Origin of the sequence: Isoptericola sp. 178, from assembly GCF_030586525.1 — a bacterium.
Lineage (GTDB): Bacteria > Actinomycetota > Actinomycetes > Actinomycetales > Cellulomonadaceae > Isoptericola > Isoptericola sediminis.
The window spans coordinates 477,602-504,397 of record NZ_JAUQYN010000002.1 but is presented as its reverse complement, the minus strand read 5'-3'; the positions used below and the strand labels follow the sequence as shown (position 1 = coordinate 504,397).

Annotated in this window: 24 protein-coding genes; 19 read left to right on the top strand and 5 right to left on the bottom strand. The window is 73.2% G+C overall.

Features of this window, described 5'->3' with window-relative positions; genetic code table 11:
• Positions 1 to 44: 44 nt before the first annotated feature.
• Together Q6349_RS06845 and Q6349_RS06840 are read right to left on the bottom strand one after the other, a co-directional pair.
• Positions 45 to 1,649, bottom strand: a complete 1,605-nt coding sequence (locus Q6349_RS06845; protein WP_304603437.1) for a hypothetical protein — start codon at positions 1,647 to 1,649, stop codon at positions 45 to 47.
• Entirely contained in the window at positions 1,619 to 2,413 is a 795-nt protein-coding gene (locus Q6349_RS06840; protein WP_304603436.1) for an ABC transporter ATP-binding protein, read from the bottom strand. Before Q6349_RS06840 ends, Q6349_RS06845 begins: the two co-directional genes overlap by 31 nt.
• Before the next feature lie 81 nt (positions 2,414 to 2,494).
• Between Q6349_RS06840 and Q6349_RS06835 the strand changes: the two genes are divergently transcribed.
• Positions 2,495 to 4,024 carry a DNA recombination protein RmuC gene (locus Q6349_RS06835; RefSeq protein ID WP_304603435.1) on the top strand — a complete coding sequence of 510 codons (1,530 nt, stop codon included), beginning with the start codon at positions 2,495 to 2,497 and terminating at the stop codon, positions 4,022 to 4,024.
• Between the two features lie 17 nt (positions 4,025 to 4,041).
• Here Q6349_RS06835 and Q6349_RS06830 read toward each other — a convergent pair whose 3' ends face one another.
• Entirely contained in the window at positions 4,042 to 5,046 is a 1,005-nt protein-coding gene (locus tag Q6349_RS06830) for a 4-hydroxy-3-methylbut-2-enyl diphosphate reductase (protein WP_304603434.1), read from the bottom strand.
• A gap of 90 nt (positions 5,047 to 5,136) precedes the next feature.
• Between Q6349_RS06830 and xseA the strand changes: the two genes are divergently transcribed.
• Positions 5,137 to 6,423, top strand: coding sequence for an exodeoxyribonuclease VII large subunit (gene xseA, locus Q6349_RS06825; RefSeq protein ID WP_370375381.1), 1,287 nt, complete (start codon positions 5,137 to 5,139; stop codon positions 6,421 to 6,423).
• 42 nt (positions 6,424 to 6,465) lie between these two features.
• Here xseA and Q6349_RS06820 read toward each other — a convergent pair whose 3' ends face one another.
• Complete coding sequence (locus tag Q6349_RS06820; RefSeq protein ID WP_304603432.1) at positions 6,466 to 8,085, bottom strand: ABC-F family ATP-binding cassette domain-containing protein; 1,620 nt, start codon at positions 8,083 to 8,085, stop codon at positions 6,466 to 6,468.
• A gap of 119 nt (positions 8,086 to 8,204) precedes the next feature.
• Here Q6349_RS06820 and Q6349_RS06815 point away from each other — a divergent pair, with 119 nt between their 5' ends.
• The 5 genes from Q6349_RS06815 (at position 8,205) to Q6349_RS06795 (ending at position 13,299) form a co-directional block, all read left to right on the top strand.
• Positions 8,205 to 8,474 carry an exodeoxyribonuclease VII small subunit gene (locus Q6349_RS06815; protein WP_304603431.1) on the top strand — a complete coding sequence of 90 codons (270 nt, stop codon included), beginning with the start codon at positions 8,205 to 8,207 and terminating at the stop codon, positions 8,472 to 8,474.
• Positions 8,471 to 9,394 carry a carbohydrate kinase gene (locus Q6349_RS06810; RefSeq protein ID WP_304603430.1) on the top strand — a complete coding sequence of 308 codons (924 nt, stop codon included), beginning with the start codon at positions 8,471 to 8,473 and terminating at the stop codon, positions 9,392 to 9,394. Before Q6349_RS06815 ends, Q6349_RS06810 begins: the two co-directional genes overlap by 4 nt.
• Positions 9,391 to 10,029 carry a carbonic anhydrase gene (locus tag Q6349_RS06805; protein ID WP_304603429.1) on the top strand — a complete coding sequence of 213 codons (639 nt, stop codon included), beginning with the start codon at positions 9,391 to 9,393 and terminating at the stop codon, positions 10,027 to 10,029. The genes Q6349_RS06810 and Q6349_RS06805 overlap by 4 nt, the downstream gene beginning before the upstream one ends.
• Before the next feature lie 54 nt (positions 10,030 to 10,083).
• A complete protein-coding gene (locus Q6349_RS06800; protein WP_304603428.1) occupies positions 10,084 to 11,517 on the top strand; it encodes an aspartate ammonia-lyase in 1,434 nt (477 codons plus the stop codon).
• An 87-nt stretch (positions 11,518 to 11,604) separates the two neighbouring features.
• Positions 11,605 to 13,299, top strand: coding sequence for a DUF5979 domain-containing protein (locus Q6349_RS06795; protein ID WP_304603427.1), 1,695 nt, complete (start codon positions 11,605 to 11,607; stop codon positions 13,297 to 13,299).
• Positions 13,300 to 13,513: 214 nt separating this feature from the next.
• Here Q6349_RS06795 and Q6349_RS06790 read toward each other — a convergent pair whose 3' ends face one another.
• The gene (locus tag Q6349_RS06790; protein ID WP_171247858.1) at positions 13,514 to 14,866 is read right to left on the bottom strand and encodes a PhoH family protein; all 1,353 of its coding nucleotides are present in this window, start codon (positions 14,864 to 14,866) and stop codon (positions 13,514 to 13,516) included.
• 241 nt (positions 14,867 to 15,107) lie between these two features.
• Between Q6349_RS06790 and Q6349_RS06785 the strand changes: the two genes are divergently transcribed.
• The 12 genes from Q6349_RS06785 (at position 15,108) to Q6349_RS06730 (ending at position 26,796) form a co-directional block, all read left to right on the top strand.
• Positions 15,108 to 15,656, top strand: coding sequence for a DUF1697 domain-containing protein (locus Q6349_RS06785; protein ID WP_304603425.1), 549 nt, complete (start codon positions 15,108 to 15,110; stop codon positions 15,654 to 15,656).
• A 56-nt stretch (positions 15,657 to 15,712) separates the two neighbouring features.
• Positions 15,713 to 17,068 (top strand): Na+/H+ antiporter NhaA, encoded by a 1,356-nt coding sequence (gene nhaA / locus Q6349_RS06780; RefSeq protein WP_370375609.1) that lies wholly within the window; start codon positions 15,713 to 15,715, stop codon positions 17,066 to 17,068.
• A 218-nt stretch (positions 17,069 to 17,286) separates the two neighbouring features.
• Positions 17,287 to 18,492, top strand: coding sequence for a substrate-binding domain-containing protein (locus Q6349_RS06775; RefSeq protein WP_304603424.1), 1,206 nt, complete (start codon positions 17,287 to 17,289; stop codon positions 18,490 to 18,492).
• A 2-nt stretch (positions 18,493 to 18,494) separates the two neighbouring features.
• Positions 18,495 to 19,274: an ABC transporter ATP-binding protein gene (locus Q6349_RS06770; protein WP_304603423.1), complete on the top strand. Its 780-nt coding sequence runs from the start codon at positions 18,495 to 18,497 to the stop codon at positions 19,272 to 19,274.
• The gene (locus Q6349_RS06765) at positions 19,271 to 19,984 is read left to right on the top strand and encodes an ABC transporter ATP-binding protein (protein WP_304603422.1); all 714 of its coding nucleotides are present in this window, start codon (positions 19,271 to 19,273) and stop codon (positions 19,982 to 19,984) included. Before Q6349_RS06770 ends, Q6349_RS06765 begins: the two co-directional genes overlap by 4 nt.
• Entirely contained in the window at positions 19,981 to 20,853 is an 873-nt protein-coding gene (locus Q6349_RS06760) for a branched-chain amino acid ABC transporter permease (RefSeq protein ID WP_171247863.1), read from the top strand. Before Q6349_RS06765 ends, Q6349_RS06760 begins: the two co-directional genes overlap by 4 nt.
• 104 nt (positions 20,854 to 20,957) lie before the next feature.
• On the top strand, positions 20,958 to 22,004 hold the full coding sequence (locus Q6349_RS06755; protein ID WP_304603795.1) for a branched-chain amino acid ABC transporter permease: 1,047 nt from the start codon (positions 20,958 to 20,960) through the stop codon (positions 22,002 to 22,004).
• Positions 22,001 to 23,536, top strand: a complete 1,536-nt coding sequence (locus Q6349_RS06750) for a class I adenylate-forming enzyme family protein (RefSeq protein ID WP_304603421.1) — start codon at positions 22,001 to 22,003, stop codon at positions 23,534 to 23,536. Before Q6349_RS06755 ends, Q6349_RS06750 begins: the two co-directional genes overlap by 4 nt.
• Positions 23,533 to 24,228 (top strand): TetR/AcrR family transcriptional regulator, encoded by a 696-nt coding sequence (locus Q6349_RS06745; RefSeq protein ID WP_304603420.1) that lies wholly within the window; start codon positions 23,533 to 23,535, stop codon positions 24,226 to 24,228. Before Q6349_RS06750 ends, Q6349_RS06745 begins: the two co-directional genes overlap by 4 nt.
• Entirely contained in the window at positions 24,225 to 24,980 is a 756-nt protein-coding gene (locus tag Q6349_RS06740; RefSeq protein ID WP_171247867.1) for a 3-hydroxybutyrate dehydrogenase, read from the top strand. The genes Q6349_RS06745 and Q6349_RS06740 overlap by 4 nt, the downstream gene beginning before the upstream one ends.
• A complete protein-coding gene (locus Q6349_RS06735; protein ID WP_304603419.1) occupies positions 24,977 to 25,954 on the top strand; it encodes an alpha/beta fold hydrolase in 978 nt (325 codons plus the stop codon). Before Q6349_RS06740 ends, Q6349_RS06735 begins: the two co-directional genes overlap by 4 nt.
• Positions 25,951 to 26,796: a CoA transferase subunit A gene (locus tag Q6349_RS06730; RefSeq protein ID WP_171247869.1), complete on the top strand. Its 846-nt coding sequence runs from the start codon at positions 25,951 to 25,953 to the stop codon at positions 26,794 to 26,796. Before Q6349_RS06735 ends, Q6349_RS06730 begins: the two co-directional genes overlap by 4 nt.

Genomic DNA, 26,796 nt, shown 5'->3' with positions numbered 1-26,796 from the left:
CCCATTCTTCCAGGTCGACCCGACACGCCCGAGCGCGGGGGTCGTCAGGCGAAGTTCTTGACCTGCGACAACAGCTCGGGTAGACGCCGCTCGTACACGCGGGCGCCCCACCGCGCACCGACGACGACGGCGGCCCCGCCGGTGGCGACGCCGACGACGCCGGTGGCCCACCACCATGCTCCGGCCCCGGTGACGGCTGCCGCGACACCCGCTCCCACGGTCGGCAGGAGCAGGGCCACGATGACGGCGACCGCGGCCATCTGCGCCACCAGCGTCGCCACGGTCGCGCCCTGCGGCGTCCGGAAAGGGCTCTCGCCCGGTCTCGGTACGGGATAGACGAGGCGCGCCGAGGCCACGCTGGAGGTGCCCAGCGTGGCTCCGAGCACCCCGAGGCCGCCGCCGAGCAACGCGGGCAGCAGATCCCACCGCCCGGCGACCCCGGCACTCGTGACGGACAGCGCGGCCACGAGCGGGACACCGAGCGCCAGCACCGGCAGCATGCGCCCCCAGCGGTCGGCGCGGCCCGGCACACCGGTCGCCACGTGCAGCGCGAAGGCGGTGTTGTCGTAGCCGACGTCGTTCGACACCGCGAAGCCGAGGACGAACGCCACGACCGGGACCACGAGCACGAGCAGCCCGGCACCCGACCCGCTGGAGACTCCAACGACCACGAGGACCACCGGGAGCAGCGGGACGACCGCCAGCGACGTCGCGTACCGCGGGTCCCGCAGCCAGTAGGTGGCGCACCGCGCCGCGACGGCGCCCATGGGGGTCGCGGGCAGCCGGCCGAACCATCCGAGCCCCCGGGCCGTTCCCGCGGCGGCACCTCCGCGCGGGCTGACCAGCGCCCGGGCCAGCGCCCGGTCCCAGATCACGGCGAGCAGCGCCAGGGTCCCCGCCGCGACGGCCACCCGCGCGCCGGCGAGTCCCCACGCGCCGTCGTGCACCGCCGCCGGGATCGACCAGGGCGCCCCGAACGGCGTCCAGGCGAGGACGCGTGCCGCCGGCGCCAGGGCCGACGGCACGAGCTCGTCAGGACCGACCGTCACCTCGCCCCGTGCGGCGGTCCTCGACGACAGCCAGGCGAAGAAGGGACCGATCGCCAGCAGCGGGATCACCGCGACGACCATGAGGACCTCGCGGTAGCGCCGCGACTCCAGCAACGGCGCGCAGAGCGCCGTGGAGGCCCGCGCCCCGACGACGCACAGCCCGACCCCCAGGACGGCGCCCGCGAGCGCAGCGACCAGCGCGACCGGGTCGGAGGCCCAGGCGAAGGAGACCCCGAGGGCGGCGAGGGACGTGACCAGGGCCGGCACCGAGACGAGCGCGGCCGCGGCCAGCCCCGCGACGAGCTGCCGGCGCGGGATCGCGTAGGTCGTGAACCGGAGGGGGTCGAGCGTCGCGTCCAGCCCGTAGGCGAACAGCGGCACGACCCACCAGCCCAGCACGACGACGGAGCCCACCAGCGTCACGAACTGCCCGGTCAGCACCGGGTCGGCCCGGCCGCCCACGACCGCGGCGCCCACGCCGAGGAACACCAGAGACAGCCCGTACAGCGTCGCCACCACGAGCCCGATGGTGTGCCACACGCTGCGGCGCAGGGTGTTGCCGAGCAGGGTCAGCTTGAGTCGGACGAGGTGCGCAACCACTCCAGCCCCTCCGACTCCTTGCGGCCCCCGACCAGGTCGACGAACCGGTCCTCCAGACTCTGCCCGGCGCGCACGGCGTCGACGGTGCCGGCGTCGAGCACGTGACCACCCGCGATGACCGCCACGTGCGTGCACGTGCGCTGCACGAGGTCCATGACATGGCTGGAGACGACCACGGTGCCGCCGTCGTCGGCGTAGCGCCGCAGGATGTCGCGGATGTTGGCCGCGCTGACCGGGTCGACGGCCTCGAACGGTTCGTCGAGCACCAGCACGCGCGGCGCGTGGATCATCGCGCCGGCCAGCGCGATCTTCTTGGTCATGCCCGCGGAGTAGTCGACCACGAGGGTGTCGCGGTCGGCGGCGAGGTCCATCGCCGCGAGCAGGTCCTCGCTGCGCCGGGCCACGGTGTCGCGGTCGAGGCCGCGCAGCAGCCCGGCGTAGGTCAGCAGCTGGCCGCCGGTGAGGCGGTCGAAGAGCCGCAGACCGTCCGGCAGCACCCCGAGCAGGGGTTTGGCCCGGTCCGGTTCGGCCCACAGGTCGACGCCGAGCACGTGCGCCGTCCCGAAGTCCGGTCGCAGGAGACCGGTGGCCATCGACAGCGCCGTCGTCTTGCCTGCGCCGTTGGGCCCGACGAGCCCGTAGAACGACCCGGCGGGCACGTCCAGGTCGATCCCGGCCACGGCGATCTTCTGGCCGAACCGCTTCCACAGGCCCCGCAGGCTGAGGGCCGCGGTGGTGTCGGGGGGCACGGCGGGATGCGTCACGGCCCCACCGTAGCCCTCCGTCGCACCTGCTCACGGTGGGTCGTCCTCGCGGTGTCGGTGGGCCGTGGCAGCCTGGCGTGCATGGAGACGACGACCGCTCTGCTGCTCGCACTCGGCACCCTCGCGGTGGGGGTGGTGCTCGGGTGGCTCTGGCACTCCTCGCGGGCCGTCGGACGGAACCGCTCCGAGGAGATCGAGACCGTCCGCCTGCACAGCGAGCTCGAGGGAGCGCGCCGCGAGATCGCCCACCTGCGCGAGCAGGTGGAGCTCGCGCGAGGCGACGGCGACCGTCGGGTGGCCGAGGCCGAGCAGCGCCACCAGCGCGAGGTGACCGCGGTGCGCGAGCAGGCCGAGCGCCAGGTGGCCGAGGTCAAGGGTGACCAGGAGCGCATGGCCCAGCAGTTCCGCTCGCTGGCCGGCGAGGCCCTGTCGTCCTCCAACCGTCAGTTCCTGGAGCTGGCCGAGCAGCGCCTCAAGCAGTCCACCGTCCGGCACGACGAGGCCCTCGCCCAGCGCGAGGAGGCCTTCAAGGCGCTCGTCGACCCGATCGGCCAGAGCCTGGAGAAGGTCCGCACGGAGGTGGCCGAGCAGGAGAAGCGGCGCATCGAGTTCGACTCCCGTCTCACCGAGAACATGCGCAGCCTCGCCGACGTCTCGGGCGAGCTGCGCAAGGGCACCAGCGACCTGGTGACCGCCCTGCGCTCCTCGCAGGAGCGCGGCGCCTGGGGCGAGCTGCAGCTCCAGCGTGTCGTCGAGGCCGCGGGCATGATCGAGCAGGTCGACTTCGACGTCCAGGTCCAGGCGACCAACGACGACGGCGAGACGTTGCGCCCCGACCTCGTCGTGAACCTGGCCGGCGGCAAGCACATCGTGGTCGACTCCAAGGTCGCGTTCCTCGGCTACCTGGAGGCCCAGCAGTCGGAGGACCCGGCGGTGCGCGACCAGCGCATGGCGGCGCACGTGCGTCACATGCGCAAGCACGTCGACGACCTGGCGTCCAAGCGGTACTGGGACCTGTTCGACAACGCCCCCGAGTTCGTCGTCATGTTCGTGCCGGCCGAGTCGTTCCTGTCGGCGGCGCTGGAGCGCGACCCCGCGCTCATGGAGGACGCCGCACGCAAGAACGTCATCCTGGCCAGCCCCGTGACGCTGCTGGCCCTGCTGCGCACCGTGGCCTACTCCTGGCGCCAGCAGGCCCTGGCCGACAACGCCCAGCGCGTGCTCAAGGTAGGCAAGGAGCTGCACTCCCGCCTGGTGACGATGACCGACCACGTCACCAAGATGGGCAAGTCCCTGGACGGCGCCACGAAGAACTACAACAAGATGATCGGCTCGCTGGAACGCAACGTGCTCACGTCCGCGCGCCGCATGGTCGAGCTCGACGTCGTCGACGCGCGGGACGAGATCGACGAGATGAAGGGCCTCGAGGAGACCACCCGCCCCATCACCAAGCCGGAGCTGCTCGCCGCCGAGGAGGGCGGCGTGGTCGGCATCGGCCAGGTGAGCATCGACGACGACCGCGACTCGGTCGAGGACCTCGTCGACACCGACCGCCGCGCTCTGCAGCGCGCACAGGCCGACACCCCCCCCGGCGAGTCCGCCGCCGGCTGAGCCCGGAGTGGCCGGGCTCAGGCGGGCTGGATCGGGAGCTGGCGCGCGTCGCGGGGCGGGCGCAGCTCGCGCGGCAGCGAGAACACCAGGTCCTCCGTCGCGGTGCGCACCTCCTCGGGCTCGCCGTAGCCGCGCTCGGCGAGCTGGCGCAGCACGTCGTCGACGAGGATCTCCGGCACCGAGGCACCCGAGGTCACGCCGACGGTGGTCACACCCTCGAACCAGGAGTCCTGGAGCTCGGCGGCCCGGTCCACGCGGTAGGACGTGCGTGCCCCGGCGTCCAGCGCCACCTCGACCAGACGCACGGAGTTCGACGAGTTGGCCGACCCCACCACGATGACCAGGTCGCACTCCGGGGAGAGCTTCTTGACCGCCACCTGGCGGTTCTGGGTGGCGTAGCAGATGTCGTCGCTGGGCGGGTCGGCCAGGTTCGGGAACCGCTCGCGCAGGCGGCGCACCGTCTCCATCGTCTCGTCGACGGACAGCGTCGTCTGGGACAGCCACACCACGTTGTCGGGGTCCGGGACCTCGACAACGTCGGCCTCCTCGGGCGAGTTCACCACGATGGTGTGCTCCGGCGCCTCGCCGGCGGTGCCCTCGACCTCCTCGTGGCCGTCGTGGCCGATGAGCAGGATCGTCTTGTCCGCCTTGGCGAACCGCACCGCCTCCTTGTGCACCTTCGTCACCAGCGGGCAGGTGGCGTCGATGGTCTGCAGGTCGCGGGAGGCGGCGGACTCGCGCACGGCCGGGGAGACGCCGTGGGCGGAGAAGACCACGCGGGCCCCGCGCGGGACCTCGTCGGCCTCCTCGACGAAGATCGCACCCCGTTCGCGCAGCGTCTCGACGACGTGCTTGTTGTGCACGATCTCCTTGCGCACGTACACGGGGGCGCCGTAGTTCTCCAGCGCCTTCTCGACCGCGACCACGGCGCGGTCGACGCCGGCGCAGTAGCCGCGCGGCGCGGCGAGCAGGACGCGCTTGGTCGAGGTCGGGGGGACGGGGGCCGGTGCGGTCGCAGTCACGGTGACAGTGTAGGAGGCCCGTGTGGAGGGTCGGTGACGGCCGACGCCGCAGGACCTCCCACGTCAGGAGCGCTGTGGGTGGCGTGGGGCATGCTGGGGGCCGTGACCGACGCGACCGGACCCGACCGAACGGGCCACGACGTCCAGCCGCTGCCCGAGCGGGCCGCCGAGACGACCGCCGAGCGGCCCTGGCCCGTGCGCCTGTTGTCGAACAAGATCCGCGACTACGTGGCGCGCATGTCCCCGGTGTGGGTCGAGGGTCAGGTCGTCGAGCACACCTACCGGCGCGGGTCCGGGATGCAGTTCCTCACCCTGCGCGACACCGACGTCGAGGCGTCGTTGCCCGTCAACATGCTCACCCGGGCGTTCGACGGCCTCGACGCCAAGCCCCAGGTGGGCGACCACGTCGTCGTGCACGCCAAGCCGGAGTTCTGGATCAAGGCCGGGCGGATGTCCCTGCGGGCCGCCGCCGTGCGCCAGGTCGGCGTCGGCGAGCTGCTCGCCCGGATCGAGCAGCTGCGCCGGGTCCTGGCGGCCGAGGGGTTGTTCGACGTCGAGCGGAAGCGCCCGCTGCCGTTCCTGCCGTCCGTCGTCGGCCTGGTGTGCGGCCGGGAGTCCAAGGCCGAGCACGACGTCGTGGTCAACGCCCGCGCCCGCTGGCCGCAGGTCCGCTTCGAGATCCGCGAGGTGGCGGTCCAGGGCGTCAACGCGGTGCAGGAGGTCGGCGAGGCTCTCGCGGCGCTGGACGCCGACCCGACCGTCGAGGTGATCATCCTGGCGCGCGGCGGCGGGTCGGTCGAGGACCTGCTGCCGTTCAGCAACGAGGCCCTGGTCCGGCGTGTCGCGGCGTGCACGACGCCGCTGGTCAGCGCCATCGGGCACGAGACCGACACCCCCCTGGTCGACCTGGTGGCGGACCACCGGGCCTCGACCCCGACGGACGCCGCCAAGTGCGTGGTCCCCGACGTCGCCGAGGAGCGCGACCGCGTCGTCCAGGCACGTCAGCGCATGCGAGGCGCCGTGCGCGCCATGCTGCAGCGGGAGCAGCACGGTCTCGACGCCGTCCGCTCCCGGCCGGTCCTGGCCCGGCCGGAGTCGATGCTCGACGGTCGCGCGACCGAGGTCGCCGAGCACGTGCGGCACGCCCGTCACCTGCTGCGCGCGGCCCTGCTGACGGCGTCCGGCGACGTCGGCCGGCTCGCCGCACAGGTTCGCGCCCTCTCGCCGGCCTCCACGCTCGACCGCGGGTACGCCGTCGTGCAGCGTGCCGACGGTGCGGTGGTGCGTGCCGCGGACGAGGTCGCCGCCGGTGATCCCGTGCACGTCCGACTCGCCGTGGGCGCGCTCGACGCCGAGGTCACCTCCACCTCGCCCTGACTCACTCACCCGCCCGCGTGGTCGTGGGCAACGCGTGCGGGGTCAGCGGACGCGTTCGACGCGGTCCTCGTCCCAGACCGGCTCGAGGGTCTCGCGCACCCGGCCGTCCGCGCCGAACACGAGGAACCGGTCGAAGCCGCGGGCGAACCAGCGGTCGTGCGTGACCGCCAGGACCGTGCCCTCGAACGCCTCCAGCCCCTCCTGCAGCGCGTCCGCGCTGGCGAGGTCGAGGTTGTCGGTCGGCTCGTCGAGCAGCAGCGCGGTGCAGCCGCCCAGCTCGAGCTGCAGGATCTGGAAGCGCGCCTGCTGCCCGCCGGACAACCGGTCGAACGGACGGTCCGCGGCACCGTGCAGCTCGTAGCGCCGCAGCGCCGACATGGCCGCGCCGCGGTCCTGCGCGTGGTCGGCCCACAGCACGTCCACCAGCGTGCGGCCGGCGAGCTCCGGGTGGGCGTGCGTCTGCGCGAAGTGCCCGGGGACCACCCGCGCGCCGAGCCGCCACTCCCCCGTGTGCGCGACGTCGGCCCCGGCCAGGAGCCGCAGGAAGTGCGACTTCCCGGACCCGTTGGACCCCAGCACCGCGACCCGCTCGCCGTAGAAGACCTCGAGGTCGAACGGCTGCATCAGGCCGGTGAGCCCGAGCGCCTCGCAGGTGACGGCCCGGGTCCCCGTCCGGCCGCCACGCAGCCGCATCCGGACCTCCTGCTCCCGGGGCGGCTCGGGCGGCGGGCCGGCCTCGGTGAACTTGCGCAGGCGCGTCTGGGCCGCCCGGTAGCGAGAGGCCATGTCCGGGCTGTTCGCGGCCGCCTGCCGCAGCGTGAGCACGAGCTTGGTGAGCTGCGCGTGCTTCTCGTCCCACCGCCGCCGCAGCTCCTCGAACCGGGCGAACCGCTCGCGGCGCGCGGCGTGGAACGTCGCGAACCCACCCCCGTGGACCCACGCCTCGGAGCCGTCCGCGCCGGGTTCGAGGGCCACGATGCGGTCGGCGACCCCGGCCAGCAGCTCCCGGTCGTGGGAGACCAGCAGCACCGTCTTGCGGGTCGCCCGCAGCTGGTCCTCCAGCCACCGCTTGCCGGGGACGTCCAGGTAGTTGTCCGGCTCGTCGAGCAGCAGCACCTCGTCCGGCCCGCGCAGCAGCGCCTCGAGGACGAGCCGCTTCTGCTCGCCGCCGGACAACGTGCGCACCTCCCGCCACTGCGCCCGCTCGAACGGGATCCCGAGGGCCGCCGTGGTGCACACGTCCCACAGCGTCTCGGCCTCGTAGCCCCGCACCTCCGCCCAGTCGGCGAGCGCCTGGGCGTAGCGCATCTGCGCCGCCTCGTCGTCGACGGCGAGCAGCTCGTCCTCCGCGGTCTCCACCGCGCGGGCGGCCTGCCGGATCCGTTCCGGTGCGACGGACGCCAGGAGCTGGCGCACGGTCGTGGTGTCCCGCACCGAGCCGACGAACTGGGCCATCACCCCGAGCCCGCCGCTGACGGTCACCGTGCCGCCGTCGGGGCGGGTGGCGCCGGTCAGGATGCGCAGCAAAGTGGTCTTGCCGGCCCCGTTCGGGCCGACCAGCGCGGTCGTGCTGCCCTCCCCGACGCGGAAGGACACGTCGTCGAGCAGCGCACGTCCGTCGGGCAGCACGTGGTCCACGTGCGCCACCTCCAGATGACCCATGTCCGGATCGTCCGTCGCCGGGGCCCGTCACGGCAACCGGATTTCGGTGCCGGCAGACCGGCCATCCGCTCCCCGGACCCGCCGGGCGCGATGTCGGGGACGTGCGGTTGACTGTCCTCGTGACCGACGCAGATCCCACCCACGGACCGACCGACGCCCCCGACGTCGGCACCCTGTCGTACGAGCAGGCGCGGGACGAGCTCGTCCGGGTCGTCACCCGGCTGGAAGCCGGCGGCGAACCGCTCGAGACGTCGCTCGCCCTGTGGGAGCGCGGGGAGGCGCTGGCCGCCCGCTGCCAGGAGTGGCTCGACGGGGCGCGCGAGCGGCTCGCCGCCGCGCAGTCCGCCACGAGCGCCGAGGCCGCGTCGTCGGACGGTGAGGGCCGATGACGTCGCACGTGCTCGCCGTCGGCGAGGCGCTGGTCGACGTCGTCGAGCGGCCGGACGGGACGCGCACCGAGCACCCCGGCGGTTCGCTGGCCAACGTCGCGCTCACGCTCGGACGACTCGGCCGCGACGCCCGCCTGGCCACCTGGATCGGTCGGGACGACCGGGGCGAGACGGTCCGGTCCTGGCTCGCCGCCTCGGGCGTCACGGTGACGCCGGGCAGCGACGCCGCGACACGGACCTCGGTGGCCCGGGCCACGCTGGACGCCGCCGGGACGGCGACCTACGACTTCGACCTCGAGTGGCGGGTACCGGCCGGGACGCGGGCCGACGCCGGGACGCTGGCCGTGCACACCGGCTCGATCGGCGCGGTGCTGGAACCCGGTGCCGCGGACGTGCGGGCCGTCGTCGAGGCCGCGCGCGCGACGTCGACCATCACCTACGACCCGAACGCCCGGCCCGTGCTCATGGGCGACGCGGCCTCGGCGCGGGAACGGGTCGAGTCGTTCGTGCGGCTGGCCGACGTCGTCAAGGTCAGCGACGAGGACCTCGCGTGGCTGGCACCCGAGACCGCCCCGCTGGACGTCGCGCGCGGCTGGGTGCACGAGCTCGGGGCGGCCCTCGTCGTGGTCACCTTCGGCGGGGAGGGCTCCACGGCCGTCACCGCGACGGGCGAGGTGCACGTGCCGTCCCGGCCGGTCCAGGTCGTGGACACGGTCGGCGCCGGGGACTCGTTCATGGGGGCCCTGCTCGACGGCCTGTGGTCGGCCGACCTGCTCGGGGCCGACCGCCGTGAGGCGCTGGCTACGATCGACCACGCCACGGTCGAGCGGCTGCTCTCGCGCTGCGCCGCCGTGGCGGCCGTGACCGTGTCACGTGCGGGGGCGAACCCGCCGTGGATCGACGACCTGGAGGATGCATGACCCCCAAGGAAGCCTGGGCCTCGCTGCGTGCCGGCAACGAGCGCTTCGTCCACGACCAGCCGGCCGAGAGGTCGCCGATGTCCGTCCGGCGCGCCGAGCTCACCGCCGCCCAGCACCCGCACACGGTGGTCTTCGGGTGCTCCGACTCGCGCGTGGCGGCGGAGTTCGTCTTCGACCAGGGCCTCGGCGACGTGTTCGTGGTGCGCACGGCGGGACACGTCGTGGACACCACGGTGCTGGGCTCGATCGAGTACGGCGTCGAGGTGCTCGGTGCCCCGCTGATCGTGGTCCTCGGCCACGACTCGTGCGGGGCCGTCGGCGCCACGGCGCACACCCTGCGCACGGGTGAGCACCCGCCGGGGTTCGTCCGCTCGGTGGTCGACAAGGTGATCCCCTCGATCGCCGAGCTGACCGGCCCGGCCGACCAGGAGGAGGACGAGCGGGTGCTGGCCGACCGCCTGCGGACCGCCCACGTGCGGCACACGGTCGAGACCCTGCGGGGCTACTCGCGGGCGCTCGACGCCGCCGTGAACGAGGGGCGTGTGGCGATCGTGGGCGTCGAGTACGACCTCGCCGAGGGCTCGGCGCGGCTCATCGAGGTCGCCGGCGACGTGGGCGAGGAGCCGCTGCGCTGAGCGCGTGACACCTCTCACGCACGGCGGCGGTGCCGGGTGCGGCACCATAGACGCATGACTTCCGACACCGCCGCCGGTAGCGCCGACGCGCCCGCGACCGAGTACCGCATCGAGCACGACACGATGGGCGAGGTGCGCGTGCCCGCCCACGCCCTCTACCGCGCCCAGACCCAGCGCGCCGTGGAGAACTTCCCGATCTCCGGCACGCCGCTGGAGCGCAGCCACATCGAGGCGCTCGCCCGGGTCAAGAAGGCCGCCGCACTGACCAACGCCGAGCTGGGGGTGCTCGACCGCGACGTGGCGGACGCCATCGCCGCCGCGGCCGACCAGGTCGCCTCGGGCGAGCTCGACGAGCACTTCCCGGTGGACGTCTTCCAGACGGGGTCGGGCACCTCGTCGAACATGAACACCAACGAGGTGCTCGCGACGCTGGCGACCCGTTCGCTGGGCCGAGACGTGCACCCGAACGACCACGTCAACGCCTCGCAGTCCTCGAACGACGTGTTCCCCACCTCGGTGCACGTGGCCGCCACGGCCGGCGTCGTCCGCGACCTGATCCCCGCGCTGCAGCACCTCGCCGACGCGCTGGGTGCGAAGGCCGAGGAGTACGCCGGGGTCGTGAAGTCGGGCCGCACGCACCTGATGGACGCCACGCCCGTCACGCTCGGCCAGGAGTTCGGCGGGTACGCCGCCGCGATCCGCTACGGCATCGAGCGGGTCGAGGCCGCGCTCCCCCGCGCCGCGGAGGTCCCCCTGGGCGGCACCGCCGTCGGCACCGGCATCAACACCCCGGCCGGGTTCCCGCAGCGCGTCATCGAGCTGCTGCGCGAGGACACGGGCCTGCCGCTGACCGAGGCGCGCGACCACTTCGAGGCGCAGTCGGCCCGCGACGGCCTGGTCGAGCTCTCCGGGGCGCTGCGCACCATCGCCGTGTCGGTGACCAAGATCTGCAACGACCTGCGCTGGATGGGGTCCGGCCCGAACACCGGGCTCGGCGAGATCGCCATCCCGGACCTGCAGCCGGGCAGCTCGATCATGCCGGGCAAGGTCAACCCGGTCATCCCCGAGGCCGTGCTCATGGTCGCGGCGCGCGTGGTCGGCAACGACGCGACGGTCGCGTGGGCGGGGGCGACGGGCTCGTTCGAGCTCAACGTGCAGATCCCGGTCATCGCCCAGGGCGTGCTCGAGTCGATCCGCCTGCTGTCCAACGCCTCGCGCGTGCTCGCGGACAAGACGGTGACCGGCCTGACGGCCAACGTGGAGAAGGCCCGCGCCTTCGCCGAATCCTCCCCGTCGATCGTCACGCCGCTGAACCGCGTCATCGGCTACGAGGCCGCCGCGAAGGTCGCCAAGAAGGCCGTGGCCGAGGGCATCACGGTCCGCGAGGCCGTGGTGGCGCTCGGGTTCGTCGAGCGCGGCGAGGTCACCGAGGCCCAGCTCGACGAGGCCCTCGACGTGCTGTCGATGACGCGTCCCGCCCAGGGGTGAAAAACCGCTGAATACCCTGCCGTCCGTCGGCCCCCGAGATCTACACTCCGAGAAGATCGCAGGAGTACGGACACGGGGGTTCGGATCATGGTCAGCATCAGCATCAGACGGATCGGCGCGGTCGCCGCGGCGGCGATCGGACTCTCGATCGCCGCTGCGGCACCGGTCACGGCGGACGAGCACCTCGACGACTCCTCCGATCCCCGCGCGACGGTCCTCCCGGGCAACGTCAACTCCTGCGCCGAGGCGGGGTTCCCCGATGCGATGGAGCTTACCGGGGAGACGAGCGGCAACAGCGACGGGAACATCTCCGCGACGGTGGACACCTACTCCGGCGACGTCGACGCGTACCAGGGCAAGACCGCCGTCAACGTCGAGATCACCGAGGACGGCGAGGACGCCGGCGTCGTGATCCTCGCGGTGGTGGTCAAGGGCAGCAACGACGCCAACCTGTACCAGGCCCCGTACCTCCCGCCGGACGAGCCGTCCCCGCAGAACTACATCTCGCCGCTCACCGACGGTGGTCAGCTCGCGGACGTCAGCAACTGGACCGTCTGCTACGTCTTCGAGGAGGAGGAGACGGGCTCGCTGACGGTCGACAAGGTCGTCGAGGCCTCCGAGCACGCCGTCGAGGTCACCGACCCCTTCGAGATCACCGCCACCTGCACCCTCGACGAGGACCAGGTCGCCGAGGAGACGTTCACCTTCGACGCCGAGGGCAACCCCACCGGTGACCCCACGATCAGCGACCTGCCCTACGGCACCGTCTGCGTCGTGGTCGAGACCACCGACACCCTGCCCGCCGGCACCGAGGTCACCTACGACCCCACCGGCGCGGACACCGAGGGCGTCCTGATCGACGACAACGAGCCGAACGTCACCGTCACCGTCACCAACCACCTCCCCGACCAGGAGAAGACCGGCTCGCTGACGGTCGACAAGGTCGTCGAGGCCTCCGAGCACGCCGTCGAGGTCACCGACGACTTCGAGATCACCGCCACCTGCACCCTCGACGAGGACCAGGTCGCCGAGGAGACGTTCACCTTCGACGCCGAGGGCAACCCCACCGGTGACCCCACGATCAGCGACCTGCCCTACGGCACCGTCTGCGTCGTGGTCGAGACCACCGACACCCTGCCCGCCGGCACCGAGGTCACCTACGACCCCACCGGCGCAGACACCGAGGGCGTCCTGATCGACGACAACGAGCCGAACGTCACCGTCACCGTCACCAACCACCTCCCCGACCAGGAGAAGACCGGCTCGCTGACGGTCGACAAGGTCGTCGAGGCCTCCGAGCACGCCGTCGAGGTCACCGACCCCTTCGAGATCACCGCCACCTGCACCCTCGACGAGGACCAGGTCGCCGAGGAGACGTTCACCTTCGACGCCGAGGGCAACCCCACCGGTGACCCCACGATCAGCGACCTGCCCTACGGCACCGTCTGCGTCGTGGTCGAGACCACCGACACCCTGCCCGCCGGCACCGAGGTCACCTACGACCCCACCGGCGCCGACACCGAGGGCGTCCTGATCGACGACAACGACCCGAACGTCACCGTCACCGTCACCAACCGGCTCCCCGACAAGCCGAAGCCCACGCCGACCCCGACACCGAAGCCCACGCCGACCCCGCCGACGCCGACCCCACCGACCGTGCCGACGGCGCCGGACCTCCCGACCACCGGTAGCGACCTGACCCTCCTGTGGGTCGCGCTCGCCGTGCTCGGGCTCGGCACCGGATCGGTCCTGGTCTCGCGCAGGCTGCGCCGGTCGAGCTGACCGGTCGACGACCGGCCGTCGTGACGACGCCCGGGTCCGGAGTGCTCCGGACCCGGGCGTCGTCATGAGCGCGGGCACATGATCGGCGGGGCGGCCTCCCGCCCCGCCCAGGCCCGACCCCTCCCGCGTCGTTGTGGGCGTGAAATCTACGGTTCTCCGTCGTCAGGAACCGTGGATTTCACGCCCACAACGCCCCCGGGGGCGGGGGCCGAACTCAGATCTCCAGCCCCTCGAGCATCTCCGTGACGAGGGCCGCGACGGGCGACCGCTCGGACCGGGTGAGGGTGACGTGGGCGAACAGCGGGTGCCCCTTCATCGCCTCGATGACCGCCGCGACGCCGTCGTGGCGGCCCACCCGCAGGTTGTCACGCTGCGCGACGTCGTGGGTGAGGACGACCCGCGACCCCTGCCCGACCCGGGAGAGCACCGTGAGGAGGACGTTGCGCTCCAGCGACTGCGCCTCGTCCACGATGACGAAGGCGTCGTGCAGGGACCGGCCGCGGATGTGCGTCAGCGGCAGCACCTCGAGCATCTCGCGGTCGATGACCTCGTCGACGACGTGCGGGGAGACGAGCGCGCCCAGGGTGTCGTAGACCGCCTGGGCCCACGGGTTCATCTTCTCGGACTCGGAACCCGGCAGGTAGCCCAGGTCCTGCCCGCCGACGGCGTACAGCGGTCGGAAGACGAGGATCTTGCGGTGCTGCCGCCGCTCGAGCACCGCCTCGAGGCCCGCGCACAGCGCCAGCGCCGACTTCCCGGTGCCGGCGCGGCCGCCGAGGGACACGATGCCGATGTCCGGGTCGGTGAGCAGGTCGATCGCGACCCGCTGCTCGGCCGACCGCCCGTGCACGCCGAAGACCTCCTGGTCCCCGCGCACCAGCTTGATCCGCTTGTCCGCCGTGACCCTGCCCAGCGCCGACCCGCCACCACCGTGGACAACCAGCCCGGTGTGGCACAGCAGGGGTGAGGCCTCCGCCATCACCTCCGGGGCGAGCGAGGTGAGCTCGAGCTCGGTCCCGTCGTACAGGGCGGAGAGCTGGTCGTCGGTGACGGCGATCTCGCGCATGCCGGTCCACCCGGAGTCGACGGCGAGCTCGTGCCGGTACTCCTCCGCGCGCAGGCCGACCGCCGAGGCCTTGACCCGCATCGGCAGGTCCTTTGACACCAGGGTCACGTCCCGCCCCTCGGCCGCCAGGTTGGCGGCGACGGACAGGATGCGGGTGTCGTTGTCCCCGAGCCGGAACCCCGCCGGCAGCACCTCCGGGTCGGTGTGGTTGAGCTCGACACGCAGGGTGCCGCCGTCCTCCCCGATCGGGATCGGGGCGTCCAGGCGTCCGTGCGTCACGCGCAGGTCGTCCAGGGCGCGCAGCGCGCTGCGCGCGAAGTAGCCGAGCTCGGCGTGGTGGCGCTTGGCCTCGAGCTCGGTGACGACGACGACCGGCAGCACGACGTCGTGCTCGGCGAACCGCTGGATCGCGCGGGGGTCGGACAGCAGCACGGACGTGTCGATGACGAACGTCCGGGCGGCGGGGGTGGTTTCGGTGTGGGCCACGGTGTGCTCCCTCATGCAGAGCCGAAGGGCGGGTGGGGCGGGCGACCGGCCTCGTGCACGACGTGCACCAGGACCGGGGCCGGCCCTCCTGCACGGAGCGAGCACTCCATCGGTTGGCCTCCCGGGGACGCCCTGGGTGGGTGTCCTGAGCGACACGCTACGACCCGCGGGACGTGATCGGGGTCACACGGACGGCGTGGCGCGAAGACGTCATCGAGAATTCACACCGACGTGGCCGACGCGGCACGATGGCGGCATGACGAGCTTCGTGGTGCTGCTGCGCGGGGTCAACATCGGGTCGAACCGTCGCGTCGGCGCCGCCGACCTGCGCGCCGCGGCCTCGGCCGCCGGCCTGACGGGCGCGCGCACGTACGCGACCAGCGGGAACCTCGTGGCGACGGCGGACGGCGGGGACGCCGAGGACGTGGCTGCCCGCACGGCGAACGCCCTGGCGGCCGCCCTCGGGACCGAGGTCCCGCTGCTGGCGCTGTCGGCGGCACGGCTGGCACACCTGGTCGCGGCGAACCCGTTCCCCGATGCGGCCCGCGACGACCCGTCGCACCTGCAGCTGCACGTGGGTCCGACGGCGGTGGACGAGGAGGGCGTGGCCCGACTGGCGGCCGACCACGACGGTCCGGAGCGGCTCGCGACCCGCGGCGGGGCCCTGTTCGTGCACTACCCGGCAGGGATCGGCCGCAGTCGGCTGACGAGCGCGCGTCTCGACCGTGCGACCGGGACCTGGACCACGGGCCGCAACTGGCGGACGGTGCTGCGCATGGAGGCGATGCGTGACGGGTCGGCGTGACCGCAGGGCACGCGGCGGGTCCCCGGGTAGCATGATCCCCTGGCGAGCCGGGAAGTCTGGTCGGTGAAGTCGGCTGGAACGCCGGCCCGTGCCCATCGACGACCCGGGAGCATGCCCTGAGCCACGACACGACGACCCAGTCCTTCGGCACCCGTCTCGGGAACTTCCTGCGACGGGAGACGACCGGCGGCGCCCTCCTCATCGGCGCCGCCGCGATCGCCCTGGTGCTCGCCAACTCACCCTGGCGAGAGGCCTACGAGACCCTCTCCCAGACGGTGGTGGGACCGGCCTACATCGGCGGTGTGTACATCCACCTCGACCTGTCGCTGGCCTCCTGGGCCGCTGACGGCCTGCTGGCGATCTTCTTCTTCACGGTCGGCCTCGAGCTCAAGCACGAGTTCGTCGCCGGCTCGCTCCGCAGCCCCAAGCAGGCCGGGGTCCCCATGCTCGCTGCCGTCGGTGGCATGGCACTGCCGGCGATCATCTACGTCGTCATGGTGCTCTCCCTCGGCAACTCGGAGGCGCTGCACGGCTGGGCCATCCCGACGGCCACGGACATCGCCTTCGCCCTCGCCGTCCTGGCCGTCTTCGGCAAGGGGCTGCCCGTCGCGATCCGCACGTTCCTGCTGACGCTCGCCGTGGTCGACGACCTGCTGGCGATCATCATCATCGCGGTGTTCTACACGAGCGAGATCAACGGCGCCTGGCTCGGCGGGTCGCTGGTCGTCATCGCGGTCTTCGCCTGGTACATCCGCACCCGGTCGCCGAAGTGGTGGCTGCTCATCCCGCTGTTCGTCGTGGCCTGGGCGTTCATGCACGCCTCGGGCGTGCACGCGACCATCGCGGGCGTGCTCATGGGCTTCGCGGCCACCGCCCGCCCGATCTACGGCGAGACCGACACCCGCACCCACCACTACGAGCACGTGGTCAAGCCGTGGTCGCAGGGGCTGGCGCTGCCGATCTTCGCGTTCTTCTCGGCGGGCGTGAACCTGGTCGACGGCGGGGGTCCGGCCGAGATCCTGGGTCAGCCCATCGTCTTCGCCATCGTGGCCGGTCTGGTGCTCGGCAAGCTCATCGGCATCCTGGGCACGACCTGGCTCGTCACCCGGGTCACGCCGTTGCGGCTCGCCCAGGGCATCGGGGTGCGCGACCTGCTTCCCGTCGCCTTCCTTGCGGGGATCGGGTTCACCGTCTCCCTGCTCATCGCGGAGCTCTCCTTCGAGGAGGGGTCGGAGTTCACGCTCGGGGCGAAGGCAGCCATCCTCATCGCCTCGGTCCTCGCCGCGACGCTCGGCGCCCTGACCCTGCGGTGGGACGTCAAGCAGGAGCGCGGTCCGGACATGAACCGTGACGACCTGCCCGACGAGGTCACCACGCTCATCGGCGACGAGCAGGACCGCAAGGACCACTGAGGTCCGGTCGCCGTCCCGGCAGCCCGGGACCACCGTCCCGAAGGCCGTCGCCCACGCCGGGCGGCGGCCTTCGTGCTGCCACGGCGCCACGCCCGTGACCGGATCGTGACCGGATCCGCGCCGCACCGTCTTGACAGTCGGACACCTCCGCACCCAAGATCCTCATACCTGAATCACCTGTCATGTTTGCGGGTGGTATCCCAACGAAGGGCGGAGTCATGCGGGTCACGAAGAGGTCCCTCGCACTGGCCACCACCGCTGTCACGGCGCTCACGCTGGCCGCGTGCGCACCGGCGGACGGCGGGGTCGGCGGTACCGAAGACAGCGGCGAGAGCGCCGCGGCCGAACCTGTCGAGGTCGGCATCATCTACTCCAAGACCGGGCCGCTCGCCGCCTACGGCGAGGCGTACCACGAGGGTTTCGAGGCCGGTCTGGACCACGCCACGGACGGCACCGGCGAGGTGGACGGACGCCCGATCGAGGTCACCTATCTCGACGACGCCGGCGACCCGGACAAGGCCGTCAACCACGCGAAGGACATCATCGGCCAGGGCGTGCAGATCATGGGCGGCACGGTCTCGTCCGGCATCGCGCTCAAGCTCGCCGAGCAGGCCGAGCAGAACCAGGTCCTCTACGTCTCCGGCCCGGCCGCCGCCGACGCGATCACCGGCATCAACGACTACACGTTCCGGTCCGGCCGCCAGTCCCTCCAGGACGTCGCCACGGCGGGCACGTTCGTCGACCCGGACGGCGCCAAGGTGCTCGTCTTCGCCCAGGACAACGCGTTCGGCCAGGGCAACCTCGCCGCCGTCGAGGGGGTCCTCGGCGCGCAGGGCGCCGACGTCGACAGCGTCCTCGTCCCCGAGGACGCCACCGAGTTCACCCCGTTCGCCCGGCAGGTCGTCGACGCCGACCCCGACCTCGTGTTCGTCGCGTGGGCCGGCGCCTCCTCCGGCGCGATGTGGCAGGGCCTGGACCAGCAGGGCGTCCTGGACGCCACCACCGTGGTCACCGGCCTCGGCGACGCGGCGACCTTCGACGCCTACGGCGACGCCGCGGGCAAGGTCGACTTCCTCAACCACTACTTCCCCGGCGCCCCGGACAACGAGGTGAACGACGCGATGGTGTCCGCGGTCGAGGAGGCCGGCGGCACCCCCGACCTCTTCACCCCGGACGGTTTCGTCGCGGCGCAGATGATCGTCCACGCGATCGCCGAGGGCGGCGACGACGTCGACGCCATGGTGGGCGCGCTGGAGGGCTGGACGTTCGACGGCCCGAAGGGTTCGACGACGATCCGCGAGACGGACCACGCGGTCATCCAGCCGATGTACCAGGTCGGGCTCGTCGAGTCCGACGGCTCCTGGATGCCCGAGCTCGTCGAGGAGGTGCCCGCCGACGCGGTCGCCCCGCCGGAGGCCGACTGACCATGCCCCAGCACCAGCCCGGCACGGACCCCTCCGTGCCCGCCCTCGCCGTCCGCGGCCTCGGACTGCAGATCGGCGGCGCGCAGATCCTGCACGACGTGACCCTCGAGGTCGCGCCCGGCGAGATGATCGGCGTCATCGGCCCCAACGGGGCCGGCAAGACGACACTGTTCAACCTCGTCTCCGGGGTGCTGCGCCCCACGGCGGGCACCGTCCGGCTCGCGGGCCGTGACGTCACGGGCGGCCCCGTCGCCCGGCGGGCCCGTGCCGGGCTGGGCCGCACGTTCCAGACGTCCAGCGTCTTCCCGCGGCTCGACGTGCTCGAGAACGTCCGGCTCGCGGCCCAGACCCACCTGGGCCGCAGCCTGTCGGTGCTCGCGTTCCCGCACCGGGGCGACGCCGCCACCCGGCGCGCGGTCGAGCACCTGGCCGAGGTCGGCCTCGCGCACCGGCTCGACGTCGCCGCCGGGGACCTCTCCCACGGCGACAAGCGCAAGCTGGAGATCGCCGTGCTGCTCGCCACCGACCCGAGCGTCATCCTGCTCGACGAGCCCATGGCCGGTGTCTCCTCGTCCGACGTCCCCGGCCTCAGCGAGGTCATCCGCCGGCTGCACCGCAGCGGCCGCACGGTGCTCATGGTCGAGCACCACATGGACGTGGTCCTCGGGCTCGTGGACCGGGTCGCCGTGATGCACCACGGCGAGCTGCTGGCCTACGACACCCCGGAGGCCGTCATGTCCGACCCCACCGTCCAGAGCGCCTACCTGGGAGACGTCGCGTGACCGAGCCCATCCTCGAAGTCCGGAACCTGCGGGCCACCGTCGCCGGCCAGCAGGTCGTCGAGGACGTCACCTTCGACGTCCCGGCCACCGGCGTGACCGCCGTCCTCGGGCGCAACGGCGTCGGCAAGACGTCGACCCTCAAGGCGCTCCTGGGCCTCTACGACCGTACCGGCGAGGTGACCCTGGCGGGCGAGCGCATCGACCGCCTGAGCACCGACCGCATCGTGCGCCGCGGGGTCGGCTACGTGCCCGAGGACCGCGAGGTCTTCGCCGGGCTCACCGTCGCCGAGAACCTGCGTCTCGCCGAACGGGACGCGTCGCCGCGCCGCGAGCTCGTCTCCGACCTGTTCCCCGACCTGGTCAAGCGGTCGGCACAGCGGGCGGGGACGCTCTCCGGCGGGCAGCAGCAGATGGTCTCGCTCGCCCGGGCGCTGCTCAACGACAACCGCCTGCTGCTGGTCGACGAGCCGACGAAGGGCCTGGCGCCCAAGATCGTCACCGAGGTCGCCACGGCGCTGGCCGAGGCGGCCGCGAGCGCCCCGGTGCTCCTCGTCGAGCAGAACCTCGAGGTCATCTCCCGGCTCGCCACCACGGTCGTCGTCATCGACGCCGGACGCGTGGTGCACACCGGCGACGCCGCCGAGCTGCTCGACGACCCCGACCGCATCCAGCGCCTGCTGGGCGTGCACACCTCGGAGAACGCCGCATGAGCACGATCGTCCTGCTCCTGATCACCGGGCTCGGCCTCGGTGCCCTGTACTTCCTCGTCGCCTCCGGGCTGTCCCTCATCTACGGGCTGATGGGCGTGCTCAACTTCGCCCACGGCTCGTTCCTCACCCTCGGCGCCTTCGCCGGCTGGGAGGTGGCCCGTCGGCTCGGCGCCGACAGCTGGGGCATCTTCGGCCTCGCGCTGGTCGTCGGCGCCGCGGTCGGCGCCGCGTTCGCCGCCCTCACCGAGCTGCTGCTCGTGCGCCGTCTGTACGAGCGCCACATCGAGCAGGTCCTGGTGACCGTCGGCCTGGCGCTGGCGACGGTCGCGCTGTTCGAGGGGACGTGGGGGTCCGACCCCGAGTTCATCGAGGGGCCCGCCTGGCTGCGCAGCACGACCGACGTCGCCGGCGCCCCGATCCCCAACGACCGGTTCCTCGCCATCGGTGCGGCCGTGCTCGTCCTGGTCGGCATCGTGCTCTTCCTGCGCTACACGCGGTTCGGCCTGATCATCCGTGCCGGCGTGGAGAACCGCGCCATGGTCACGGCGCTGGGCATCGACGTGCGCAAGGCCTTCACCCTGGTCTTCGCCGTGGGCGGTGCCGCCGCCGGGCTCGGCGGGGTGCTCGCCTCGCAGTACTTCGGGTACGTGTCCCCCCACCTCGGCGCGCACCTGCTCATCTTCGCCTTCATCGTCACCGTCATCGGTGGGCTCGGGTCCCTCACCGGGGCCGCGGTCGCCGCCGTCCTCGTCGCGGTCCTGCAGCAGTTCGCGAACTACTACTGGGGGGTCGGCGACCTGGTGGTCGTCCTGCTCCTCGCGCTCGTGCTGCTCGTCCGTCCCTCCGGCCTCCTGGGGAGGAGCGCATGACCAGCCAGCCGACCACGCAGCAGACCTCGACGCCGCCCGACCGCCCGGCCGCGCCGCTCCCCCACGACGAGAACGTCCCCGCGCCCGCCCGGCGCCGGTGGCTGATGCTCGCCGGCGGGTTCGGCCTGGTCGTCCTGCTGGCCTGCCTGCCCCTGCTCGCCATCTCCCTGCCCGGCGTGCTCCCCGGGCCCACCTACACCCCGGGCACGCTGCAGGTGCTGGCGCTGGCGCTCCTCGTCGGGGCCCTCGCCCTGAGCTACCACCTGCTGTTCGGCGTCGCCGGACTCCTGAGCTTCGGGCACGCCCTGTACTTCGCCGTCGGCGTCTACGGCCTGGCCATCGTGCTCGACCGCACGGACCTGCCGCTGCTGCCCGCCGCCTGTGTCGTGCTCGTCGGCGGGATCGTCGTCGCGCACGTCGTCGGCGCGATCTCGTTGCGGGTCACCGGGATCTCGTTCGCCATGGTCACCCTCGCGTTCGCGCAGGCCGGCAACGTCCTGGTCCGGCGCAACCCGGCCGGGGCCACCGGCGGCGAGGAGGGGCTCGCGCTGGACACCACCCATGTGCCCGACGCGCTCGTCGGGGTGATGAACACGCGCAACCTGTACTGGCTGGCCCTCGTCGTGCTGGTCGTCGTCTACGCCGTCGTGCTGTGGGTCGAGCGCTCCCGTGCCGGGCACGTGGCCGCGGCGACCCGCGAGAACGAGATGCGGGTCCGCGTCGTCGGCGGGCGCCCCTACCTGGTCAAGCTGCTCGTCTTCGTCGTGGCGGCCACCCTGGCCACGGCGGTCGGCATGGCCTACCTGCTGCTGCAGTCCGGGGCCGTGCCCCGGGTGACCTCGGCCGACTTCACGCTCACGCTGCTGGTCATGGTCGTGCTCGGTGGTGTGGGCTCCCGGTGGGGCGCCGTCGTCGGCGGCGTGCTGTACACGCTGCTGGACCAGCGGCTCGGGGCGCTCGCCGCCTCCGAGGCCATCGCCGGTCTGCCGTCCGTCCTCCGGGTGCCGCTGAGCGAACCGTTGTTCATCCTGGGAACGCTGTTCATCCTCGTGGTGCTGTTCCTGCCGGGCGGGATCGCCGGCGCGGCGCAGCGGCTGTCGCACCGGCGACGTCGCGAGGGGGCGCGCGACCTCATGGAGGAGTCGGCATGACGGACCTGCACACGCTGGGCCGCTGGACGCGGGACCGGGCGACGTCCACGCCGCGCCGTGTCGCCGTGGACGACCGCGGGGTCACGCTCACCTACGCCGAGCTCGACGACCGCGCGGCCCGCCTCGCCGCGGCCCTGCGCGCCGCCGGGTACGGGGTCGGCGACCGCGTCGCCACCGTCACCGGCAACAGCGCCGACCAGGTCGTGCTCTTCTTCGCCTGCGCCCGGGCGGGGCTGGTGCTGACGCCGTTGTCCTGGCGGTCCTCCCCGCGCGAGCTGGCCGACCAGCTCGACCAGGCGGACCCGGCCCTGGTGCTCGTGGAGCAGGAGTTCGCCACCCTGGCGCGCGCGGCCCTCGACCGTCTCGCCGTGCCGCCGCGGTCCGCGGCGCTCGGCCGCTCCGGCGTCGAGGCCGCCGTGCCGGCGCCCACGCGCCGCGGCGCCGACGACGCCCCGGAGCAGCGCGAGGTCCGCGACGACGACGCGTTGCTGCTGCTGTTCACGTCCGGCACCTCCGGTCGGCCCAAGGGGGCCGTGCTCACGCACCGGAGCTGCTTCTGGACCAACCTGGCGTTCAGCCGCACGGTCGAGATGTCCCACGACGACGTCGTGCTCAGCGTCCTGCCCCAGTTCCACGCCGGCGGCTGGAACATCCAGCCGCTGCTGGCCTGGTGGAGCGGCGCCACCGTCGTGCTGGAACGGACCTTCGAACCCGAGCGGGTGCTGCGCCTGATCGCCGAGCGGCGCGTCACCACCATGATGGGCGTGCCCACGCAGTACCTGCTGCTGGCCGAGCACCCGGGATTCGCCCGCGCCGACCTGTCCTCGCTGCGCACCGCCGTCGTCGGCGGCGCCCCCATGCCCGAGCCGCTGCTGCGCACGTGGCACCGCCGCGGCGTCGCGCTCACCCAGGGGTACGGCCTCACCGAGGCCGGCCCGAACGTGCTGTGCCTGCCCGACGACGAGGCCCGCGACCGTCCGGGGTCGGCCGGCAAGCCCTACCCGCACGTCGACGTGGCGATCGCCGACCCGGCCACCGGCGAGCACCTCGAGGGCGCGGCGACCGGGGAGCTGCTGGTGCGCGGGCCGGGGATCTTCACGGGGTACTTCCGCGACCCGGAGGCGACGGCGGCGGCGTTCGCCGGCGGCTGGTTGCGCACCGGGGACCTCGTCGAGCGGGACGCCGACGGGTACCACCGGATCGTCGACCGCCTCAAGGACCTGTTCATCGTCGGCGGGGAGAACGTCTCCCCCGCCGAGGTCGAGGCCGTCCTGCACCGTCACCCGGGGGTCGCCGAGGCCGCGGTGGTCGGTGTGCCCGACGCCCGGTGGGGCGAGGTCGGGCACGCCTTCGTCGTCCCCCGGGCCGGCTACGCCACGGACGCCGAGGAGCTCGAGACGTACTGCCGCGGCGAGCTGGCGCACTTCAAGGTGCCGCAGCGGTTCGAGCTGGTCGACCGGCTCCCCCGCACGTCCCTGCACAAGATCCCCCGGCACGCCCTGCGGGCGCGCCGTACCGAGGAGGCCCGATGAGCACCGCTCCGCGCACCGCCCGCGGCAACCGCACCCGGGCGAAGATCCTCGCCGCCGCCGAGCAGGTGTTCGCCGACCTGGGCTACCACGACGCCTCGATCGTGAAGATCACCGAGGCGGCGGGCGTGGCGATGGGCACGTTCTACCTGTACTTCGAGGGCAAGCACGAGGTGTTCGTCGAGCTCGTCGACGACCTCAACCAGCGCGTGCGCCAGGCCATGTACGAGGCGAGCTCGCAGGCACCGAACCGGCTGGAGGCCGAGCGGGCCGGGTTCCGGGCCTTCTTCCGGTTCACCGCCGAGCACCCGGCGCTGTACCGGGTGATCCGCCAGGCGGAGTTCGTCGCGCCCGACGCGCTGCGCCGCCACTACCAGCGCATCGTCGAGGGGTACGTGACGGGCCTCGACAAGGCCCGGGCCAACGGCGAGGTCGGTGACGTCGACCCGACCGTCGCCGCCTGGGCGCTCATGGGCATCGGCGAGATCGTCGGGATGCGCTGGGTGCTGTGGGGCGGTGCCGACGGTCCCGCGGACGGCGCCGGTCCCGGTCAGGAGGACCGCCTGCCCGAGATCCCCGAGGACGTGTTCGACCAGACCATGCAGTTCATCGAACGAGCGCTGGCGCCGCGTGCCGACCCCCCGTCGGCACCCGGGGCGTCAGGCCCGACATCGCAGGAGGGACCCCGCGCATGAGCGACGAGACGTACCTGGACGGCCGCCGCGCCGTCGTCACCGGCGGCGGCAGCGGTATCGGTGCCGCCGCCGCCGCGGCGCTCGCCGCGCGCGGGGCCCACGTGGTCGTGGCGGACCGGGACGCGGAGGCGGCCAAGCGGGTCGCCGACGACGTCGGGGGCGAGGCCTGGGTCGTCGACCTGGCCGACACCCGCGAGCTCGACCACCTGTCGCTGGACGCCGACGTGCTGGTGAACAACGCCGGCATCCAGCGGGTCAGCCCGCTGGAGGAGTTCGACCCGGAGGCGTTCCGGCTCATCCAGCGCATCATGCTCGAGGCGCCGTTCCTCCTGGTCCGGGCGGTGCTGCCCGGCATGTACGAGCGCGGCTGGGGCCGCGTCGTCAACCTCTCCTCCGTGCACGGGCTCGTCGCCTCGCCGTTCAAGTCGGCGTACGTCGCGGCCAAGCACGGGCTCGAGGGGCTGTCGAAGGTCACGGCGCTGGAGGGCGGGCCCCACGGCGTGACGAGCAACTGCGTCAATCCCGGCTACGTGCGCACGCCGCTGGTGGAGAAGCAGATCGCCGACCAGGCCCGCGTGCACGGCATCGACGAGTCCGAGGTGCTCGAGAAGGTGCTGCTCACCGAGTCGGCGATCAAGAGCCTCACCGAGCCCGCGGAGGTCGGCGAGCTCGTCGCCTGGCTCGCCGGGCCGTCGGCCCGCATGGTCACCGGGGCCTCGTGGACCGTCGACGGCGGCTGGAGCGCGCGATGAGCGCCGCACCCGCCGTCCCGACCCTGCGCCACACGGTGCCGGGCCACCGCTACGGCACCCTCGACGTCCCGGTGGACGGCGGTGCCCTGCGGATCGGCGTGTGGGACCCGGTCGACGACGCCGGCGACGTGGTCGCAGGGGCACCGACCGTGCTGGCGGTCCACGGCATCACCGCCTCGCACCTCGCCTGGCCGCTGCTGGCCGGCGCGCTGTCCGGCGTGCGGGTCGTGGCGCCGGACCTGCGCGGACGGGGCCGCAGCAGCGACCTGCCCGGTCCGTTCGGCATGGCCCGGCACGCCGACGACGTCGCCGCGGTCGCCCGGGCGGTCGCCGACGGGCCGGTGCCGGTGGTCGGGCACTCCATGGGGGCCTTCGTCGCCGTGGTGCTGGCCGACCGGCACCCCGACGTCGTCGCCGGCCTGCTGCTCGTCGACGGGGGTGTGCCGCTGCCGGAACCTCCGGGGCTGGACCCCGCGGCGACCCCGGCCGAGCGGCTGCGGGTCGTGCTGGGGCCCGCCGCGGAGCGGTTGCGCCGCACCTTCCCGGACGCCGCGGCGTACCGGGCGTTCTGGTCGGAGCACCCGGCGTTCACCGCGGTGTGGGGTCCGGTCGTGCTGGACTACGTCGACTACGATCTGGTCCCGTCCCCGCAGGGCATGCGCCCCGCCTCGAACCCGGAGGCGGTGGCGGCGGACTCCCTCGACCTGCACGCCGACGGCCCGGTCGCCGCCGCGCTGGGCCGTCTGCAGCGCCCGACGACCCTGCTGAGGGCCCCGCGCGGGCTGCTGGACGAACCGGTGGCGCTGTACGACCCCGAACACATGGCAAGGTGGGTCCAGCGGGCCCCGGCGCTGCGGCCCCGCGACGTGCCGGACGTCAACCACTACACGATCGTCATGAGCCGCGACGGCAGCGCCGCCGTCGCGGCGGAGACGGGCGCCCTGCTCGGCGCCCTCACCGAGGAGGTCCGATGAGCACACCCCTTCCCCCCGCCGCAGAACCGACCGGTCTGGACAAGGTCGTCGGCAGCGCTGCCGAGGCCGTGGCCGACATCCCCGACGGCGCCTCGCTCGCCGTCGGCGGGTTCGGCCTGTGCGGCAACCCGATCGCGCTGATCGAGGCGCTGCTCGAGCAGGGCACGCACGACATGTCGGTCGTGAGCAACAACTGCGGAGTGGACGACTGGGGGCTCGGCGTCCTGCTGAACGCCGGGCGCATCCGCAAGATGACGTCGTCGTACGTCGGCGAGAACAAGGAGTTCGAGCGGCAGTTCCTCACCGGTGAGCTCGAGGTGGAGCTGACCCCGCAGGGCACGCTCGCCGAGAAGCTGCGCGCCGGCGGCGCCGGCATCGCCGCGTTCTACACCCGCACCGGCGTCGGCACGCAGGTCGCCGACGGCGGTCTGCCGCGACGCTACGACGGGTCCGGCGGGATCGCGGTCGGCAGCCCGGCCAAGGAGATCCGCACCTTCCCGGTGGTGGCGGCCGACGGCGTGCACGAGCAGGAGTTCGTCCTCGAGGAGGCGATCAGCACCGACTTCGCGCTCGTCCACGCCGCCAAGGGCGACCGGTTCGGCAACCTGGTCTTCCACCGCTCGGCACGGAACTTCTCCCCGCTGGCGGCCATGGCGGGCCGCGTCTGCGTGGCCCAGGTCGAGGAGCTGGTCGAACCCGGCGAGATCGACCCCGACGACGTCCACCTGCCCGGGGTGTTCGTGCACCGGATGATCGTCGTCGGCCCCGACGCCCCCAAGCGGATCGAACGCCGCACCGTCCGCACCACCGACGAGTCCGCCACGGCGGGGAAGGAGGGCTGA